The organism is Pseudomonas sp. S07E 245, from assembly GCF_019599025.1.
GTDB lineage: Bacteria > Pseudomonadota > Gammaproteobacteria > Pseudomonadales > Pseudomonadaceae > Aquipseudomonas > Aquipseudomonas shirazensis.
Map to the genome: position 1 here is coordinate 213,110 of NZ_CP080625.1, position 17,756 is coordinate 230,865.

Annotated in this window: 19 protein-coding genes; 15 read left to right on the forward strand and 4 right to left on the reverse strand. The window is 62.9% G+C overall.

Annotated features, from left to right (window positions below; all coding sequences use genetic code 11):
- Positions 1 to 22: 22 nt before the first annotated feature.
- From K3F44_RS00970 to K3F44_RS01005, 8 genes are all read left to right on the forward strand, one after another.
- Entirely contained in the window at positions 23 to 1,027 is a 1,005-nt protein-coding gene (locus K3F44_RS00970) for a PleD family two-component system response regulator (RefSeq protein ID WP_101317149.1), read from the forward strand.
- Positions 1,028 to 1,123: 96 nt separating this feature from the next.
- Positions 1,124 to 2,219, forward strand: a protein-coding gene (gene prfB, locus K3F44_RS00975) for a peptide chain release factor 2 (protein ID WP_101317151.1) whose coding sequence is annotated in 2 segments (ribosomal slippage) — positions 1,124 to 1,195 and positions 1,197 to 2,219 — 1,095 coding nt in all. Because the reading frame shifts where the segments join, the coding sequence is not laid out codon by codon here.
- A 74-nt stretch (positions 2,220 to 2,293) separates the two neighbouring features.
- Positions 2,294 to 3,796 (forward strand): lysine--tRNA ligase, encoded by a 1,503-nt coding sequence (lysS, locus tag K3F44_RS00980; RefSeq protein ID WP_150571533.1) that lies wholly within the window; start codon positions 2,294 to 2,296, stop codon positions 3,794 to 3,796.
- A gap of 123 nt (positions 3,797 to 3,919) precedes the next feature.
- Positions 3,920 to 4,624 carry a TetR/AcrR family transcriptional regulator gene (locus tag K3F44_RS00985; RefSeq protein ID WP_101322957.1) on the forward strand — a complete coding sequence of 235 codons (705 nt, stop codon included), beginning with the start codon at positions 3,920 to 3,922 and terminating at the stop codon, positions 4,622 to 4,624.
- 42 nt (positions 4,625 to 4,666) lie between these two features.
- Positions 4,667 to 5,218 (forward strand): hypothetical protein, encoded by a 552-nt coding sequence (locus K3F44_RS00990; protein ID WP_101317156.1) that lies wholly within the window; start codon positions 4,667 to 4,669, stop codon positions 5,216 to 5,218.
- Between the two features lie 22 nt (positions 5,219 to 5,240).
- Positions 5,241 to 6,518: a flavohemoglobin expression-modulating QEGLA motif protein gene (locus tag K3F44_RS00995; protein ID WP_101317158.1), complete on the forward strand. Its 1,278-nt coding sequence runs from the start codon at positions 5,241 to 5,243 to the stop codon at positions 6,516 to 6,518.
- Entirely contained in the window at positions 6,490 to 7,401 is a 912-nt protein-coding gene (locus tag K3F44_RS01000) for an alpha/beta hydrolase (RefSeq protein ID WP_220634124.1), read from the forward strand. Before K3F44_RS00995 ends, K3F44_RS01000 begins: the two co-directional genes overlap by 29 nt.
- Entirely contained in the window at positions 7,398 to 7,724 is a 327-nt protein-coding gene (locus K3F44_RS01005; RefSeq protein WP_101317164.1) for a hypothetical protein, read from the forward strand. The genes K3F44_RS01000 and K3F44_RS01005 overlap by 4 nt, the downstream gene beginning before the upstream one ends.
- 141 nt (positions 7,725 to 7,865) lie before the next feature.
- Here the strand turns inward: K3F44_RS01005 and K3F44_RS01010 are convergent, their stop codons facing one another.
- The 3 genes from K3F44_RS01010 to K3F44_RS01020 form a co-directional block, all read right to left on the reverse strand.
- Positions 7,866 to 8,651 carry an OmpA family protein gene (locus K3F44_RS01010; protein ID WP_101317166.1) on the reverse strand — a complete coding sequence of 262 codons (786 nt, stop codon included), beginning with the start codon at positions 8,649 to 8,651 and terminating at the stop codon, positions 7,866 to 7,868.
- 48 nt (positions 8,652 to 8,699) lie between these two features.
- Positions 8,700 to 9,113 carry a DUF4398 domain-containing protein gene (locus K3F44_RS01015; RefSeq protein ID WP_101317168.1) on the reverse strand — a complete coding sequence of 138 codons (414 nt, stop codon included), beginning with the start codon at positions 9,111 to 9,113 and terminating at the stop codon, positions 8,700 to 8,702.
- Positions 9,114 to 9,394: 281 nt separating this feature from the next.
- Positions 9,395 to 9,739 (reverse strand): pilin assembly protein, encoded by a 345-nt coding sequence (locus K3F44_RS01020; RefSeq protein WP_150573692.1) that lies wholly within the window; start codon positions 9,737 to 9,739, stop codon positions 9,395 to 9,397.
- 177 nt (positions 9,740 to 9,916) lie between these two features.
- Here K3F44_RS01020 and ppc point away from each other — a divergent pair, with 177 nt between their 5' ends.
- The 7 genes from ppc (at position 9,917) to K3F44_RS01055 (ending at position 17,061) form a co-directional block, all read left to right on the forward strand.
- Entirely contained in the window at positions 9,917 to 12,544 is a 2,628-nt protein-coding gene (gene ppc, locus K3F44_RS01025; protein ID WP_220634125.1) for a phosphoenolpyruvate carboxylase, read from the forward strand.
- A gap of 258 nt (positions 12,545 to 12,802) precedes the next feature.
- Positions 12,803 to 13,450 carry an adenylate kinase gene (adk, locus tag K3F44_RS01030; protein WP_101317175.1) on the forward strand — a complete coding sequence of 216 codons (648 nt, stop codon included), beginning with the start codon at positions 12,803 to 12,805 and terminating at the stop codon, positions 13,448 to 13,450.
- An 87-nt stretch (positions 13,451 to 13,537) separates the two neighbouring features.
- A complete protein-coding gene (gene tsaB, locus K3F44_RS01035; RefSeq protein ID WP_101317177.1) occupies positions 13,538 to 14,212 on the forward strand; it encodes a tRNA (adenosine(37)-N6)-threonylcarbamoyltransferase complex dimerization subunit type 1 TsaB in 675 nt (224 codons plus the stop codon).
- Positions 14,213 to 14,343: 131 nt separating this feature from the next.
- Complete coding sequence (locus K3F44_RS01040) at positions 14,344 to 14,631, forward strand: hypothetical protein (protein WP_101317179.1); 288 nt, start codon at positions 14,344 to 14,346, stop codon at positions 14,629 to 14,631.
- Between the two features lie 3 nt (positions 14,632 to 14,634).
- Positions 14,635 to 15,504, forward strand: coding sequence for a DUF72 domain-containing protein (locus tag K3F44_RS01045; protein WP_220633195.1), 870 nt, complete (start codon positions 14,635 to 14,637; stop codon positions 15,502 to 15,504).
- 30 nt (positions 15,505 to 15,534) lie between these two features.
- Positions 15,535 to 16,365 (forward strand): oxaloacetate decarboxylase, encoded by an 831-nt coding sequence (locus tag K3F44_RS01050; RefSeq protein ID WP_150571537.1) that lies wholly within the window; start codon positions 15,535 to 15,537, stop codon positions 16,363 to 16,365.
- A gap of 6 nt (positions 16,366 to 16,371) precedes the next feature.
- The gene (locus tag K3F44_RS01055) at positions 16,372 to 17,061 is read left to right on the forward strand and encodes an extensin family protein (protein ID WP_101317186.1); all 690 of its coding nucleotides are present in this window, start codon (positions 16,372 to 16,374) and stop codon (positions 17,059 to 17,061) included.
- Here K3F44_RS01055 and K3F44_RS01060 read toward each other — a convergent pair.
- Positions 17,058 to 17,678: an energy transducer TonB gene (locus tag K3F44_RS01060; protein WP_101317188.1), complete on the reverse strand. Its 621-nt coding sequence runs from the start codon at positions 17,676 to 17,678 to the stop codon at positions 17,058 to 17,060. The genes K3F44_RS01055 and K3F44_RS01060 overlap by 4 nt on opposite strands.
- Positions 17,679 to 17,756 lie beyond the last annotated feature (78 nt).

The window sequence follows — 17,756 nt, forward strand, 5'->3', positions numbered from 1 at the left end:
GGTCGTGACCAGGTGAACAGGCATGATTGATCTACCAAGCGCAGGTCTTGTGACCGCCAACGAAAACTCGGCGATGGTGCTGCTGGTGGACGATCAGGCAATGATCGGCGAAGCGGTGCGGCGTGGGCTGGCCCATGAAGAGAATATCGACTTCCACTTCTGTGCCGATCCGCATCAGGCCATCGCCCAGGCCATGCGCATCAAGCCGACGGTGATCCTCCAGGACCTGATCATGCCGGGCCTGGATGGCCTCACCCTGGTGCGCGAATACCGCAACCACCCGGCCACCCAGGACATCCCGATCATCGTCCTGTCGACCAAGGAAGACCCGTTGGTCAAGAGCGCCGCGTTTGCCGCCGGGGCCAATGATTACCTGGTCAAGCTGCCGGACACCATCGAACTGGTGGCGCGAATTCGCTACCACTCGCGCTCCTATATGACCCTGTTGCAGCGCGATGAAGCGTATCGCGCACTGCGCGTCAGCCAGCAGCAACTGCTCGACACCAATTTGATGCTGCAGAGCCTGATGAACTCCGATGGCTTGACCGGCTTGTCCAACCGCCGCCACTTCGACGAGTACCTGGAACTGGAGTGGCGCCGGGCCATGCGTGAGCAGCAGCAGCTGTCGCTGTTGATGATCGACGTCGACTACTTCAAGGCCTTCAACGACAGCTTCGGCCACCTGGCCGGTGACGAGGCGCTGCGCCAGGTGGCTGCAGCGATTCGCAATTCATGCTCACGGCCAAGCGACCTGCCGGCGCGCTACGGCGGCGAAGAGTTCGCCCTGGTGCTGCCTAACACCTCGCCGGGCGGCGCCCGCCTGATTGCCGAAAAACTGCGCCAGTCGGTCTACGGCCTGGGCATTGCCCACACCGCACCCGAGGCCGATGCGCGGCTGACCGTGAGCCTGGGCATCGCTACCTTGACCCCGGCCATCGGTAGCCATTGCCGGCAACTGATCTCGGCCGCCGACAAGGGCCTGTACCTGGCCAAGAATAATGGGCGCAATCAGGCCGGTATTGCCTGATAAGCGCCTTGCGCCTGCCCGGCGGGTCTGCCGCCGTGGCTCGGACTGGTTTATACTCACCGGCTTTTCACCGAATTCGCGCGAGTAGCCTGCCCAATGGAAATCCAACCGATCCTCAACACCATCAAAGACCTCACCGAACGTTCCGAATCGATTCGGGGGTATCTTTGACTACGATCTGAAAGCTGAGCGCCTGATCGAAGTCAACCGCGAGCTGGAAGACCCGGCCGTGTGGAACAAACCCGAGTACGCCCAGGAGCTGGGCCGCGAGCGCGCCATGCTGGCGCAGATCGTCGGCACCCTGGACGAGATGTCCAGTGGCCTGGCCGATTCGCGCGAGCTGCTCGACATGGCCGTCGAAGAAAACGACGAAGCGGCGGTCAACGACGTTGTCGAAGTGCTCGAAGGTCTCGAAGAGTCCCTGGCCAAGCTGGAATTCCGTCGCATGTTCAGCGGCGAGATGGACATGAACAACGCCTACCTGGATATCCAGGCCGGTTCCGGCGGTACCGAAGCACAGGACTGGGCCAACATCCTCCTGCGCATGTACCTGCGCTGGGCCTCCAAGCGTGGCTTCGACGCCACCATCATGGAGCTGTCCGAAGGTGAAGTCGCCGGCATCAAAGGCGCCACCGTGCACATCAAGGGCGAGTACGCGTTCGGCTGGTTGCGTACCGAGATTGGCGTTCATCGCCTGGTGCGCAAGAGCCCGTTCGACTCCGGCGCGCGTCGTCATACCTCGTTCTCGGCAGTGTTCGTCTCGCCCGAGATCGACGACAAGGTCGAGATCGACATCAACCCGTCCGACCTGCGTATCGACACCTACCGCTCCTCGGGTGCCGGTGGTCAGCACGTCAACACCACCGACTCGGCGGTCCGGATCACTCACGTGCCGACCAACACCGTGGTCAGCTGCCAGAACGAACGTTCTCAGCACGCCAACAAGGACACCGCCATGAAAATGCTGCGGGCCAAGTTGTACGAGCTGGAAATGCAAAAGCGCAGCGCAGCCTCGCAGGCTCTGGAAGACAGCAAGTCGGACATCGGCTGGGGTCACCAGATTCGCTCGTACGTGCTCGACGCGTCGCGAATCAAAGACCTGCGCACCAACATCGAACGCAGCGACTGTGACAAGGTGCTGGACGGCGATATCGACGAATACCTCGAAGCGAGCCTCAAGCAAGGCCTGTAACTTCTCGGCTGCTGAGCTGCAAGACCCTCGCCTGCGGGCGAGGGCAATGAATCCTTGATGGAAAATCTGACGACATGAGCGATCTCAAACTCGACCCGCAAGACCTGCAACAGGAAGAAAACACCCTGATCGCGCTGCGCAAGGAAAAACTTGCCGCCGAGCGTGCCAAGGGCCAGGCCTTCCCCAACGACTTCCGTCGCGACAGCTACTGCAGCGATCTGCAGAAGCAGTATGTCGACAAGACCAAGGAAGAGCTGGAAGCTGCAGCGATCCCGGTCAAGGTTGCCGGTCGTATCATGCTCAACCGTGGCTCTTTCATGGTTATCCAGGACATGACCGGGCGCATCCAGGTCTACGTCAACCGCAAGACCCTGCCGGAAGAGACCCTGGCTGCGGTCAAGACCTGGGACCTGGGCGACATCATTGCCGCCGAAGGCACCCTGGCGCGTTCCGGCAAGGGCGACCTGTACGTCGAGATGACCAGCGTGCGTCTGCTGACCAAATCGCTGCGTCCGTTGCCGGACAAGCACCACGGCCTGACCGACACCGAGCAGCGCTATCGCCAGCGCTACGTCGACCTGATGGTCAACGAAGAGACCCGCCACACCTTCCGTGTGCGTTCGCAGGTGATCTCGCACATCCGCAGCTTCCTTGCCAAGCGCGACTTCCTCGAAGTGGAAACGCCGATGCTGCAGACCATCCCAGGTGGCGCGGCGGCCAAGCCCTTCGAAACCCACCACAACGCGCTGGACATGCAGATGTTCCTGCGGATCGCGCCTGAGCTGTACCTCAAGCGTCTGGTCGTGGGTGGCTTCGAGAAGGTCTTCGAGATCAACCGCAACTTCCGTAACGAAGGTGTTTCGACCCGGCACAACCCCGAGTTCACCATGCTCGAGTTCTACCAGGCCTATGCCGACTACGAAGACAACATGGACCTTACCGAAGAGCTGTTCCGCGAGCTGGCGCAGCTGGTGCTGGGCAGCACCGACGTGCCTTACGGCGAAAAGGTGTTCCACTTCGGCGAGCCGTTCGTGCGCCTGTCGGTGTTCGACTCGATCCTCAAGTACAACCCCGAGCTGACCGCCGCCGACCTGCAGGACGTCGACAAGGCCCGCGCGATTGCCAAGCAGGCAGGTGCCAAGGTGCTCGGCCACGAAGGCCTGGGCAAGCTGCAGGTGATGATTTTCGAAGAGCTGGTCGAGCACAAGCTGGAGCAGCCGCACTTCATTACCGAGTACCCGTTCGAAGTGTCGCCGCTGGCCCGCCGCAACGACGCCAACCCGAACGTCACCGACCGCTTCGAGCTGTTCATCGGTGGCCGCGAAATCGCCAACGCCTACTCCGAGCTCAATGATGCCGAAGACCAGGCCGAGCGCTTCCTGGCCCAAGTGGCGGAGAAGGACGCCGGTGATGACGAAGCCATGCACTACGACGCCGACTTCGTCCGTGCGCTGGAATACGGCATGCCGCCGACTGCCGGTGAAGGCATCGGTATCGACCGCCTGGTGATGTTGCTGACCAACTCGCCGTCGATCCGTGATGTGATCCTGTTCCCGCATATGCGCCCACAGGCCTGAGTGCTGTGAACAAGCCGCCTTTCGAGGCGGCTTTTTCTTGGCTGTCATCCGCGGCTCGGCCGCTGGGTGACAGCAGTGCTGTACGACGATCAATTCCACGAGGTATTCAGCGTGAACCCAGCAATCGCCGAACAAGGCGCAGCAGGCGTAGCCAGCGCCGTTGCTGAAAGCGTGCAGTACCAAGGGCGCAAGACCAGCCGCCAGGGCAGTGAACAACGCCGCCAGCTGATTCTCGATGCAGCGATGCGCATCGTCGTCCGCGACGGCGTGCGCGGCGTGCGCCACCGCGCCGTAGCCGCCGAGGCCGGTGTGCCGCTGTCGGCCACCACCTACTACTTCAAGGACATCGAAGACCTGCTCACCGATACCTTTGCCCAGTACGTCGAGCGCAGCGCCGACTACATGGCCAAGCTGTGGGCGACCAGTGAAGGGGTGTTGCGCCAGTTGCTCGCGCAGGACGATGGCAGCGCCGCATCACGGACGCGGCTGGTCGATGAAATCGCGCGGATGACCGCCGACTACGTCAGCCGGCAACTGAGCAATCGGCGTGACTTTCTCATGGCCGAGCAGGCCTTCCGCCAGGAGGCCTTGCTCTGCCCGCGGCTGGCCGAGCTGGTGCGCGCGCACGAACGGATCCTCGCGCAAGGCGCGCGGCAGATGCTCCAGGTAATCGGCTCGCATCATCCCGAGCAGGACGCACAGATGTTGACGGCGATTATCGAGCAGATGGAATATCAAGGCCTGCTTGAACAAACGAACGGGCAGGCCGATGGGCAGATGCTCGCTATTCTTACCCGCTACCTGCACCTGGTGCTGGCATCGGTCTGAGCTGCGAGCGGTTTGCGTCACCGATCTATCTAGGAGAGCCTGATGAAAGCCTGGCGTATGGTGTTGTTGACGTTGTCATTCCTGATGCTGGGCGGTTGTCTGGTGACCTTTGGCGACCCGCTGCCGGCCAACCAGACCGCACCCAAGGCGTTACTGGGCAAGTGGAGCAGCAAGGATGCCTGGGGTGAGCCGCTCAAGCTGAGCATCAGCCGCGCGGCTGGCAACAGCTACAAGGCGCTGGCCACAGCCAAAGGCAAGCCGGCTGAGGACTACGTGTTTACCGTGGCCCGTCATGGCAGCCGCTGGTACCTGTCGGCCGGGGTGCCCAAGCGCCTGGGCGGCAACTTCCTGATTGGCGGCTTCGAGGTCAGCGCCGACGGCAAGGAACTGGTGGTGTACAACCTGGACGTCGATCAGGTGCACGAGGCGCTCACGCGCAAGGAACTCAGCGGGCGCAGTATCGAGGTGCCGGAAGACAACGGTCCGGGCGTGTTGATCGACAGCCCGACCGAGCGAGTGCTGGCCTACCTGGATGACCCGGCCAACTCTGACCTGTTCGTCGAAGTGGCGCGCTTCCAGCGCGTCGGCAAGTAATAGCCGCTACAAGGAATTAGCCGTGGACGAGTATCAGCAGACCATTCGCGCGTTGTCCGACCGCATTGTCGTGGCGCAGACGCCGATCCGCGTGCTCGATGCGGTGAAGTGGGACGATAACATCCGCCAGGCCTTCATCAACGGCAAGGGCAAAGAGCCGCCTGCCGTGGACCGCGCCTATTACCAGTCGCGCCCCCTGGGCTTCGATTCGAGTGCATTGAAGGCCGAGTTTCAGAGCATCGAGCGCGATATCACTCGCCAGCTTGGCCAGTTCAACCCGGTCGGGCAGATCATGCGGCGCATGTGCCGCGAGTACCGCATGGTGGTGCGCATGCTGGAAGCGCGCGGCACCGAGGACTTCGGTCTGATTTCGCAGGAGCTGTATGGTGCAGCTTCCGATGCGTTTCATGCCGGCGACCCGACCCTGGCCGACCTTGGCCTGATGCTTTCTGATTACCTGAACAACATCGATGGCCGCGGCGATCTCAAGGACGAGCCGAAGAACCTCACGGCCAAGCAAGCGGTGGATATCCTCCAGCGCCGGCTGAATACGGTGTTCGGTGAGGCCGAAGGCACCATCCGCGTGTTCGAGTCCGACGGTATCGTCGCCGATGCAGCGGCGGGCGCCGACTACATCAAGGTGCGCGCCGATGCCATGTTCAACAGCCGTGATGTGCGTGCGCTGGAGGTTCATGAAGGGCTGGTGCATGTTGGTACCACGCTCAACGGGCTTAACCAGCCGATCTGCACCTTCCTCGCCAAGGGGCCGCCGTCGTCGACTGTGACCCAGGAAGGCCTGGCCATCCTTATGGAAGTGATCGCCTTTGCCTCGTACCCGAGTCGCCTGCGCAAGCTGACCAACCGCACTCGGGCCATTCACATGGTCGAGCAGGGCGCCGATTTCATGCAGGTGTATGAGTTCTTCCGTGGCCAGGGCTTCGAGATCGGCCAGAGCTACAGCAACGCCAGCCGAGTGTTCCGCGGCTCGGTGCCGAACGGCCTGCCATTCACCAAGGACTTGTCCTACCTCAAGGGCTTCATCATGGTTTACAACTACATTCAGTTGGCCGTGAAGAAGGGCAAACTTGAGCAGATCCCGTTGTTGTTCTGCGGCAAGACCACTCTGGAGGACATGCGCACCCTGCGTCAGCTGGTCGAAGAAGGCCTTGTCGAACCGCCCAAGTACCTGCCCGAGCAATTCCGCGACCTGAATGCGCTGTCTGCCTGGATGTGCTTCTCCAACTTCCTCAATCACCTGAGCCTTGATCGCATTGAAGCCGACTACGCGAACATTCTGTAAAGGCCTGGCGCTGACCCTGGCGCTGACCCTCGGCGGCTGCAGCAGCCTGCTGTTCTATCCCGAGCCGGGCCAGGCATTCACCCCCGAGCGGGCCAAGCTGGCCTATCGCGATGTGACCCTGACCACCAGTGATGGCGTGCGCTTGCACGGCTGGTGGCTGCCGGCCAAGGATGGCGTCGACGTCAAGGGTACGGTGCTGCACCTGCACGGCAACGGCGGCAACCTGCCTGGGCACCTCGGCGGCAGCTACTGGCTGCCGGAGCAGGGCTACCAGGTGTTGATGATCGACTATCGCGGTTATGGCCTGTCTGAAGGCAAGCCAAGCCTGCCTGAGGTGTACGAAGACATAGCTGCAGCCATGAGCTGGCTTGAACGGGCGCCTGAGGTGCAGGGCAAACCACTGGTGCTGCTGGGGCAGAGCCTGGGCGGAGCGATGGCGATTCATTACCTGGCGGGCCACCCTGAGCAGCGTCAGCGCTTCAGTGCGCTGGTGTTCGATGGCGTGCCGGCCAGTTATCGCTCGGTCGGGCGATACGCGCTGGGTACCGGTTGGCTGACCTGGCCGCTGCAGGTGCCGCTGTCATGGCTGGTGCCCGACGGCGACAGCGCGATCCGCTCGATCGAGCACCTGGACAGCCCGCCGAAGTTGTTTTTCCACAGCATCGACGATGCCCTGGTGCCGCTGGAAAACGGTCTGGACTTGTACCGTCATGCGCCACCACCACGGGTGTTGCAACTGACCCGCGGCGGCCACGTGCAGACCTTTGCCGACCCGACCTGGCGCCAGGTGATGATCCGCTTCCTGGATGATCCGACCCATTTCAACGGCCTGCGGCGCTTGGCCGAAGTGCCTAATTTCCCTGATGAGAAGAACAAGCAATGAGTGAAGAACGCAACGCCATCCCGCTGATTCTGACCGGCGTCGGTAGCATCATCGTGACGGTAGGGGCCCTCTGGTATTACGGCTACCTGCATTTTGCCAAGCCTGAGGATGCCCTGTTGCTGCAGGACTTCACCATGCTCAAGACGGTGCCGGGCGAGGATTACAAGGTCTCGCTGGAGCCTGCGGCGCAGGTGGCGCAGTGCATGGATGGGGTGTTGGTATTGATCGATATGCAGCAGAAGGGCCTGACCGGTGTGCTGGTCGACAATCGCAAGCGTGCGGTGCGCTGTGTTGGCGAGGAGACGCCGCGGCAAGTGCAGTGAATCGCATTGGGGCCGCTGCTCGGCCCCAGCAATTCTGAAACTCCCGCCAAAGCAGAACACAAAAAAACCGCGTGAGCCCAAAGGCTTCACGCGGTTTTTGTTTGTCGCGACGGGGCTGCCAGGCAGCCCCGCTGGCAACCCTTACTGGTTGGCAGCAGTACGCGGTGCAACCGGCTGGTTGTCGTTGGAAATGGTTACTTCCACACGACGGTTCTGGGCACGGCCGGAGTTGCTGGTGTTGTCAGCAACCGGGTATTCCTTGCCATAGCCCTGCGAGACGATACGCGCTGGATCTACACCGGCACGTACCAGGGCCATGCGCACAGCGCCAGCACGACGCTCGGACAGGCTCTGGTTGTAGCTGGCCGAACCGACGCTGTCGGTGTAGCCCTCGACAATCACTTTACGCTCTGGGTTTTCAGCCAGGAACTGCGCCAGCTTGGTCACGTTGGGCAGGGCGCTGCTCTTCAGTTCAGCCTTGTTGAAGTCAAACAGCACGTCGCCGAAGGTCACCAAGGTGCCACGGTCGGTCTGTTTGGCGTTCAGGCTGTCCTGCAGCTTCTTGATCTGGGCGTCACGGGCATCCAGGCGAGCCTGGGCACGTTGCGCCGAAGCGTTCTTCAGCTCGCCTTCAGCAGCGCGCAGGGCGATGGTCTGCTTGGCGACTTCAACGCGCTGGCTGGTCAGGTAGGCCAGCTGGTCGACTTTCTTGGTGTCTTCGCGATCCATGTAGGCCTTGTCGGCCTTGTTCAGCCAATCCTGCGCGTCCTTGGTCTCAAGGGCGGCCAGTTTGGTCGACTGTGGATCGCTCTGCAGCGCCGAGAAGCTGGTGCGAGCAGACTCGAGGTTGGCGTTTGGATCATGCGAGCAAGCAGCAAGGCCAACACTCAGGGCCAGCAGAGCGGGGATCATGACGTAGTTGCGCATAGTGTTCTTCCTTTAATCAGTAACGAAGGCTGGGGGAGGCGGGCAGGCTTATTCAGCGCTGCGCAGGCCTTCCTCACGCAGTTCCTGGACGCCTTGGCGGGAGTCCTGCACGGCTTTTTGCGCTTTGGCAGCCTGTGCCTTGCGCTCTGCTACGCGGGCGTCCCACTCAGCCTGCTCGGCGAGCACCTTGGCTTCTTCGTACTTTTTGTCGTGCATGGCAATTTCAGCTTTCTTGAACTTGTCCTGCGCCGCTTTCATTTCTACTGCAGCGAACTCGGTACCGCCGGAGCTCACCGCCGCGTTGACCGCAGATTGGGTCACGGCGTACTGCTCGGTTGGCGGCTTGCCGGCGCAACCAGCGAGGACAAACGTGCTGCCCAGGGCCAGCGCGGCCAGTTTCAGGCCATGCATGCGGGTGGATGATGTTGGCATAGTGCGGCTCTTCATGTTGGTCAGCTCCATTGGATCACTCCTGATGACAATGTCCGTGGCAGTCCATCGCTCGTTCCCTGACAGTGCGCGCTTCAGCTGTACTGTGCACTACCACTGTGTGCAGGGTTTTAGCGTGATGGCTATTGGCTCGGACTGGAGCGTTTTTCGAATAGTTCCGAAAAAAATAGCAAGCCGTTACAAGTATTTTCTGACTGAACGGTCAGCGAGAAACTGCGGAACTTTCAGCTCGCGCAGGGGTAGGGCAGGGTAACTGCGGCGGGGCGCACGGGCCCCCCGCGGTCGTCAGCACGTTATTTGGCAGGGTCTTGATCGGTGCTTGAGAGCGTCTGCAGATGCTGCCGCGACAGAGCCAGAAAGCGCGGCGTAGAGCCTACGTCTTCATACATGGGGTCGCCTTGCTCATCGGTGGCAATCACCTGCCGGCCCTGCACATAGGGGAAGCTCGCTTCCAGCTCTTCGAGGGCCGAGGCGACCAGTTCGCCGAGCAGTTCTTCGGCGGTGCGTTTGGGGAACATATCGATCAGCGCGGCCAGGCGCGCCTCCGATTCCAGGTCCAGATGCAGGATGTGGCTGGTCGGGCTCAGGCTGCCTGCGGCGTTCTGTTCCCAGTGTTGGGCGAGTTCGCGGATTTTCATGATGACCTCTGTGCAGCTTGGATAGGGCGTGATGCCATGCACTGATTGGGAGTGGCTCTGCTCAACTTTAGTTGCTTTGGCGGTGTCAGGCTTGCCTTGAGCGCGCTGCTGTGGGCACTCTTGGGGCTGCTGGTTCCTGAATGGATGCGCGGACGAGCCGCGCTGGAGAAAGGCCTGATGACCGATATCGATGTACGCTTGCGTGAGGATGTCCATCTGTTGGGGGAACTGCTGGGTGAAACCATTCGCCAGCAGCATGGCGATGCGTTTTTGCAGAAGATCGAAGCCATCCGCCACAGCGCCAAGGCCGACCGCCGCGGCGCGGCCGAGCAGCTCAGCTCGACCCTCGACGACCTCGCCGATGACGAGCTGTTGCCGGTGGCGCGGGCATTCAACCAGTTTCTCAACCTGGCCAACATCGCCGAGCAGTATCAGCTCATCCACCGCCGCGCTGCCGACCAGCCCGAGCCGTTCGAGAGCCGGGTTTTGCCCGAGCTGCTGGCCCGCCTGAAGCAGGAAGGGCACAGCGACGATGCCCTCGCTCGGCAGTTGGCCAAGCTCGATATCCAACTGGTGCTGACCGCGCATCCAACCGAGGTCGCGCGGCGCACCCTGATCCAGAAATACGACGCCATCGCCGCGCAATTGGCCGTGCAGGATCACCGCGACCTGACCCCCGCCGAGCGCGAGCAGGTGCGCGACAAGCTGCGCCGATTGATCGCCGAGGCCTGGCACACCGAGGAAATCCGCCGCACCCGGCCGACCCCGGTGGACGAAGCCAAATGGGGCTTCGCAGTCATCGAACATTCACTGTGGCAGGCCGTGCCCAGCCATCTGCGCAAAGTCGACAAGGCGCTGTTCGAGGCAACCGGCCTGCGCCTGCCGCTAGAGTCGGCGCCGGTCCGTTTCGCCTCGTGGATGGGCGGTGACCGTGATGGCAACCCCAACGTCACCGCCGCCGTGACCCGCGAGGTGCTGCTGCTGGCGCGCTGGATGGCCGCGGACCTGTTCCTGCGTGATATCGATAGCCTGGCCGCCGAACTGTCGATGCAGCAGGCCAGTGCTGAACTGCTCGAACAGGCAGGCGAGGGCTCTGAACCCTATCGCAGTGTGCTCAAGCAGCTGCGCGAGCGCCTGCGTGCGACTCGCAGCTGGGCCCAGGCCGCACTGACCAGCAACCAACCGCCTGGTGCTCAGGTACTCAGCGACAACCGTCAACTGCTCGACCCGCTCGAGCTGTGCTACCGCTCGCTGCACGAGTGCGGCATGGGTGTGATCGCCGATGGCCCGCTGCTCGACTGCCTGCGCCGCGCCGTCACCTTTGGCTTGTTCCTGGTGCGCCTGGACGTGCGCCAGGACGCTGCTCGCCATCGGGATGCGATGAGCGAGATCACCGACTACCTCGGCCTTGGTCGTTATGCCGACTGGGATGAAGAGCAGCGCATCGAATTCCTCCAGGCTGAACTGAAAAATCGCCGGCCGTTGCTCCCGGCCCATTTCAAACCGCAGGCCGAGACCGCCGAGGTCCTCGATACCTGCCGCGAGGTGGCCGCCGCGCCGGCGGCGTCACTTGGCTCATACGTCATCTCCATGGCCGGCGCGGCATCGGATGTGCTGGCCGTGCAACTGCTGCTCAAGGAAGCCGGCCTGACCCGGCCAATGCGCGTGGTGCCGTTGTTCGAGACCCTGGCCGACCTGGACAACGCCGGCCCGGTCATGCAACGGCTGCTTGGCCTGCCGGGGTACCGCAGCGGCCTGCGCGGCCCGCAGGAAGTGATGATCGGTTACTCCGACTCGGCCAAGGACGCCGGCACCACGGCGGCGGCTTGGGCGCAGTATCGCGCCCAGGAAACCCTGGTGCAGATCTGCCGCGAGCATCAGGTCGAACTGCTGCTGTTCCACGGCCGTGGCGGCACCGTCGGCCGCGGCGGTGGCCCGGCCCATGCGGCGATCCTGTCGCAGCCACCCGGCTCGGTCGCCGGGCGCTTCCGTACCACCGAGCAGGGCGAGATGATCCGCTTCAAGTTCGGCTTGCCGGGCATCGCCGAGCAGAACCTCAACCTGTACCTGGCCGCCGTGCTCGAAGCCACCCTGCTGCCGCCACCGCCGCCTGAGCCGGCCTGGCGCGAGGTGATGGACCAACTCGCCGCCGATGGCGTCAAGGCCTATCGCGGGGTGGTGCGCGAGAACCCTGACTTCGTCGAGTACTTCCGCCAGTCGACTCCCGAGCAGGAGCTGGGCCGCCTGCCGTTGGGCAGTCGCCCGGCCAAGCGCCGCGCGGGCGGTATCGAAAGTCTACGGGCAATTCCATGGATCTTCGGCTGGACGCAGACACGGCTGATGCTGCCGGCCTGGCTTGGTTGGGAAAGCGCCCTGAACAATGCCTTGGCGCGCGGCCAGGGTGAGCTGTTGGCGCAGATGCGCGAGCAGTGGCCGTTCTTCCGCACCCGCATCGACATGCTCGAGATGGTCCTGGCCAAGGCCGATGCGCAAATTGCCGAGGCCTACGACCAACGTCTAGTGCAACCCGAGCTGCTGCCATTGGGTGCGCACCTGCGCGACCTATTGTCGCAGTCATGCCAGGTGGTATTGGGCCTGACCGGGCAGCCGGTGCTACTCGCACACAGCCCTGAGACCCTCGAATTCATTAGCCTGCGCAACACCTATCTGGACCCGCTACATCGCCTTCAGGCCGAGCTGCTGGCGCGCTCGCGCAGCCGTGAAGCCGCTCTGGACAGCCCGCTGGAGCAGGCGCTGCTGGTCACTGTGGCAGGGATTGCCGCCGGCCTGCGTAACACCGGTTAGGGTGCCCCCAAAGGAGGCTCAGGTGGGCGGGGGCGGGCTACGATAGTGCACGGCAGAACAGGGTTGCACCGAGGGCAACCCTTGCCACGGCAGGTCGCAAGTGGCGGTTTATCGCAACTTTGGGACGCTTGTCTGGTCGCCGGGCGCTGTGTATCTTGATCAGCCTTTTGACCGATTTTCTGGTCGACACCTGATTTTCCGGACTTGGCCCTGACGCCGACTCCGTTGATTTGCATAAAAAAATATGAGGAGCACAAGATGCGCGTAATTCTGCTGGGAGCTCCCGGGGCCGGTAAAGGTACTCAGGCAAAATTCATCACCGAAAAGTTCTCGATCCCACAGATCTCCACCGGCGACATGTTGCGTGCCGCAGTGAAGGCTGGCACCCCCCTGGGCATCGAAGCCAAGGCGATCATGGACGCTGGCAAGCTGGTCTCCGACGAGCTGATCATCAACCTGGTCAAGGACCGTATCGCCCAGCCAGACTGCGCCAACGGTTTCCTCTTCGACGGCTTCCCGCGCACTATTCCGCAGGCTGAAGCGTTGGTCACTGCCGGCGTCGAGCTGGACGCTGTGGTCGAGATCGCCGTGGAAGACGAAGAGATCGTTCAGCGCATTGCTGGCCGTCGCGTCCACGAAGGCTCGGGTCGCGTCTACCACGTGGTCTACAACCCGCCGAAGGTTGCCGGCAAAGACGACGTGACTGGCGAAGATCTGGTCCAGCGTAAAGACGACACCGAAGAAACCGTGCGTCATCGCCTGTCGGTCTATCACGACCAGACCAAGCCATTGGTCAACTTCTACCAGAAGCTTGGCGCTGCCAACGGCAAGCCGAAGTACAGCCACATCGAAGGTGTCGGCTCGGTTGAAGCAATCACTGCCAAGGTCCTCGCAGCCCTGAGCTGATCGTTACCTTGCATACGACAACGGCCCGCTTGCGGGCCGTTGTCGTTTATACTGGCGCTCTTTTTCTTGCGTCTGGAAACCCGTTCGATGACCACCTTGCTGGCCCTGGATACCGCCACCGAAGCCTGTTCCGTTGCATTGCTGCATGACGGCAAGGTCACCAGCCACTATGAGGTCATCCCGCGTCTGCACGCGCAAAAGCTGCTGCCGATGATCAAGCAGTTGCTGGCCGACGCGGGCGTGGCGCTGAGCGCTGTCGACGCCATCGCCTTCGGTCGCGGCCCTGGCGCCTTCACCGGCGTGCGCATTGCCATTGGCGTGGTCCAGGGCCTGGCCTTCGCCCTGGAGCGGCCGGTGCTGCCGGTTTCCAATCTCGCCGCGCTGGCCCAAGGCGTGTTGCGTGAGCGTGGCATCGCTCAGGTTGCCGCAGCCATCGATGCGCGCATGGATGAAGTCTACTGGGGCTGCTATCAGGCCTCTGCTGGCGAGATGCGCCTGGTTGGCCGCGAAGCGGTGCTGCCGCCGGAGCGGGTAGCGCTGCCGGATGGTAGCAGCGGCGACTGGTTCGGCGCCGGCACTGGCTGGGTTTACCACGAGCGCCTGGCGGTACCTGTCAGCGCCATGGACACCGGCTTGCTGCCCAGCGCGCTCGATGTGCTGAGCCTGGCCGGGTTTGCCTGGGCCCGCGGTGAAGCGGTCGCCGCCGACCAGGCGCAACCGGTTTATCTGCGCGATAACGTGGCCACGCCCAAGGCGGTTTAAGCGGCTGTTCGTCGGCTGCTTACTTTTGCGCTAAACCTTTGGTGAGAACTGTGGTCCAGTTATCACAACGGCATTAGCGATGGATCTCTGATGCTGCTAAATTGCCATCATTGATCCTGAGTGTTCATTTCATGCGTATCGACGGCTTTTCACCGCAGTCCTATCCGATCAAGCGCGCACCGCGCAAGGCTCCGGTGCGTGACGAAGCAGTCGAAGATGCCGAGCTGATCGAAGAGTCCGAGGTCGCGCAGGAAACCCGCACTCGCCGCAGCGCGGGTGGCTTGCCCGCCCGCCAGCAGGACATGGTTTTCCCCCGCGCCCGCGACCGGCGCACTGCAACCGCTCTGGCCAGCTACATGGCGACTGCAGGATTCACCGATTGGGATATGGAAGTGTTGGGGCTTGATCTGTACATTTGATGGATGAAGCCATCGCCCCTGCCATACTTTCTCGGTTGCCCGTCCTGGAGCGAAAGCGCCTGGCGCGACTATCTCTACCCCGCCGATGCCCGCGTCACTGACTACCTTGCGCTGTACAGCCAGGTCTTCAACGCCGTCGAAGGCAATACCACCTTTTATGCCAGCCCGGCACCGTCCACGGTAGAACGCTGGGCGCAGATCATGCCGCCCGGCTTTCGCTTCACCGCTAAATTCCCGCGTGAAGTCAGCCATGGCGCTGATCTACGTGAGCAACTTGAGGCAGGGTTGGCCTTTACCCGGCTGATGGCGCCGCTGGGTGGGCGGGTCGCGCCGTACTGGCTGCAGTTGCCGGCCACCTTTGGCCCTTCGCGGTTGCCCGAGCTTGCGTACTTTCTGCAAGAGATCGGCGTGCCGGTTGCAGTCGAGGTGCGTAACGACGCTTTTTTCGCTCGCGGCGAAGAAGAGCGGTCGCTCAATCGTCTGCTGCATGGCATGGGTGTCGAGCGCATCTGTCTGGACTCGCGTGCGTTGTTCAGCTGCACCTCACGCGAGCCTGCCGTGTTGCATGCGCAGAGCAAGAAGCCTCGCGTACCAGCGCGTCCGGCTGCTTTCAGCCAGCACCCACAGGTGCGCTTCATCGGCCAGCCTGAAGTGATTGGCAACGAGCCGTTCCTGACGCCCTGGGTGAGCAAGGTCGCCGAGTGGATCGAAGCCGGCCTGAGCCCTTATGTGTTTCTGCATACTTCCGATAACCAGCAAGCGGCGGCCCTGGCTCAGCACTTTCACCAGCGCTTGAGCGAGCGTCTGCCGGGGTTGCCAGCACTGGCGGAATTGCCACGAGCGCCTGAGGTCGAACAGCTGGGTCTACTCTGACCACTCGTCAATCTGCCGGAGCCAGTGATCATGGATGTACAAACCCTGCGAGCTGAGGCCTTCAAGGCGCTGCATGAGCGTGACGGTGCCTTTGTCATGGCCAATCCCTGGGACGCCGGCTCGGCCAAACTCCTGGCCAGCATGGGCTTCGAAGCGCTGGCGACCACCAGTGCCGGCCTTGCCTTCAGCCTCGGCCGCGCCGATGCCGAGGGTGCGCTGAGCCTGGACGATACCTTGGATAACGCCCGCGCCATCGTCGATGCGAGCGCCTTGCCAGTCGCCGCCGACCTGGAAAACGGCTTTGGCGACTTGCCTGAAGACTGCGCCCAGGCGATCCTGCGCGCGGCCGAGGCGGGCCTGGTGGGCGGCTCGATCGAGGACGCCACTACCCGCAGCGATGCCCCCATCTATGACATGGGCCTGGCCGTGGAGCGGATCCGTGCCGCCGCCCAGGCCGCGCGTAGCCTGCCGTTCACCTTCACCCTGTGCGCCCGCGCGGAAAACCTGCTGCATGAGCGGATGGACCTCGACGACACCATCCTGCGCTTGCAGGCCTACGCCGAAGCGGGGGCCGATGTGCTCTACGCACCAGGCCTGCGCAGCGCCGACGAAGTGCGCGCGGTGGTGCAGGCGCTGGCACCCAAGCCGGTCAACGTGCTGATGGGCCTGGCTGGCGTGCGATTGAACGTCAACCAGCTGCAGGACCTTGGCGTGCGCCGCATCAGCGTCGGCTCGTCGCTGGCCCGCGCGGCCTTTGGCGCGCTGCAGCGGGCAGCGCTGGAAATCCGCGAGCAGGGCACCTTCAGTTACGCCGAGCAGAGCATGCCGTTTGCTCAGCTCAACGATCTGTTCCGTCGCTAAGCCCAGATGCGCTGGCTCGGTTGGCTGCTGTTCATCCTCTCTCTGGCGGCGGCGCAAGCCTGGTACCTGGGCTGGCGCCCGCCTGCCGCCTGGAACCCATGGGCAGCGCTCGACGTACGCCAGCCGCCTAACTGGTTGACCGCGTACAAGCTGTCGCGGCTGCGCCAGGATCCAGCCCTGTGCGAACAAGCCCTGCAAAGCTCCGGCCTGCGTTATCGCGCCCAGGCCGACAGCCCGGCCAGCGCGCGCTGCCCGTTGAGCAATGTGTGGCGGGTCGAGGCAGGCCAGGCCAGCCTGAGTAGCAGTTTCCTCGCAAGCTGCCCGCTGGCGGTGGCCTATGCCTTGTTCGAGACCCATGGCTTGCAGCCGGCCGCGCAGCGCGTGTTTGGCCAGCCGGTGACAAGGGTTGAGCACCTTGGCAGCTTTGCCTGTCGCAATGTGTACAACCGCAAGGAAGGGCGCCTGAGCCAGCATGCGACGGCCAACGCCCTCGATATCAGCGCTTTTCGGCTCAAGGATGGCCAGCGCATCGTGCTGGCGCAGGACTGGCAGGTTGGCGGGCAAAAGGCTGAGTTTCTGCGCGAGGTGCGCAAGGCTGCATGTGCCAGCTTCAGTACGGTGCTAGGCCCGGACTACAACGCTGCTCATCACAATCATTTTCACCTGGACATGGGCGTCTGGCAGGTCTGCCGTTAGGCATGTACGCGCACGTTGTTCAGCACCACCGGGCGTGCCCAGTGCATGTCGAACTCAAGGTCGTGCTGCTGCAGCGTCAGGGTCGGCTGATCGAATGGCTCCGGCGCCGGGTCGAGCAAGTCCATGTCGAATTCGGCAATCGGCAGGTACAGCGGGCGCGGCGCGGGGGCGGCGCCAGGCGTTGGCAGCGGCTGGCCCTGGTGCATGACGACCGGGCGTAACCAGCTGTTGTTAAGGTCCAGATCGCGCTGCTGCTCGATCATCTCGGCGGCGCTGAACGGCTCGGGTGCAGGTTCGAGCAGTGCGGCTTCAAGCTCCGCCTTGGGCAGAAACAGCGGCTCGGGTGGCTTGACCTCGGTGTCGCTGACCTGACAGCTACGCTGTAGGTCGATCAATGCCAGGGCGCGGGCGCCGCCGGTGGGCTCACCACTGACCTGGTCATGCTGCTGCAGCGCCTGGCTGACCGGGTCCACTTCGACAGCACTTTGGTCGGCCATCGCTCGGGCGAAGAAATCCTGCCACAGATGGCTGACGCCACCGAGTGCCTGGGTATTCTGCCGACCGTAGTTGCCGACAGGCGACAGGTAGGTCAAGCCGATGGGAAGAGTGTCTGTCATGGCAGTCGCGGCGGTTCAGCTCTGGCACAATAGCGGATACTGCGTTTATCGGCCGTGGCCGGGGTTTCATTAATTTTT

Bases quoted from the DNA above. Each gene is read 5' to 3' on its own strand.
- K3F44_RS00970 (WP_101317149.1), top strand. From the start codon at position 23: ATGATTGATCTACCAAGCGCAGGTCTTGTGACCGCCAACGAAAACTCG.
- lysS (WP_150571533.1), top strand. From the start codon at position 2,294: ATGAGCGATCTCAAACTCGACCCGCAAGACCTGCAACAGGAAGAAAAC.
- K3F44_RS00990 (WP_101317156.1), top strand. From the start codon at position 4,667: ATGAAAGCCTGGCGTATGGTGTTGTTGACGTTGTCATTCCTGATGCTG.
- K3F44_RS01005 (WP_101317164.1), top strand. From the start codon at position 7,398: ATGAGTGAAGAACGCAACGCCATCCCGCTGATTCTGACCGGCGTCGGT.
- K3F44_RS01010 (WP_101317166.1), bottom strand. From the start codon at position 8,651: ATGCGCAACTACGTCATGATCCCCGCTCTGCTGGCCCTGAGTGTTGGC.
- K3F44_RS01015 (WP_101317168.1), bottom strand. From the start codon at position 9,113: ATGGAGCTGACCAACATGAAGAGCCGCACTATGCCAACATCATCCACC.
- K3F44_RS01020 (WP_150573692.1), bottom strand. From the start codon at position 9,739: ATGAAAATCCGCGAACTCGCCCAACACTGGGAACAGAACGCCGCAGGC.
- ppc (WP_220634125.1), top strand. From the start codon at position 9,917: ATGACCGATATCGATGTACGCTTGCGTGAGGATGTCCATCTGTTGGGG.
- adk (WP_101317175.1), top strand. From the start codon at position 12,803: ATGCGCGTAATTCTGCTGGGAGCTCCCGGGGCCGGTAAAGGTACTCAG.
- tsaB (WP_101317177.1), top strand. From the start codon at position 13,538: ATGACCACCTTGCTGGCCCTGGATACCGCCACCGAAGCCTGTTCCGTT.
- K3F44_RS01040 (WP_101317179.1), top strand. From the start codon at position 14,344: ATGCGTATCGACGGCTTTTCACCGCAGTCCTATCCGATCAAGCGCGCA.
- K3F44_RS01045 (WP_220633195.1), top strand. From the start codon at position 14,635: ATGAAGCCATCGCCCCTGCCATACTTTCTCGGTTGCCCGTCCTGGAGC.
- K3F44_RS01050 (WP_150571537.1), top strand. From the start codon at position 15,535: ATGGATGTACAAACCCTGCGAGCTGAGGCCTTCAAGGCGCTGCATGAG.
- K3F44_RS01055 (WP_101317186.1), top strand. From the start codon at position 16,372: ATGCGCTGGCTCGGTTGGCTGCTGTTCATCCTCTCTCTGGCGGCGGCG.
- K3F44_RS01060 (WP_101317188.1), bottom strand. From the start codon at position 17,678: ATGACAGACACTCTTCCCATCGGCTTGACCTACCTGTCGCCTGTCGGC.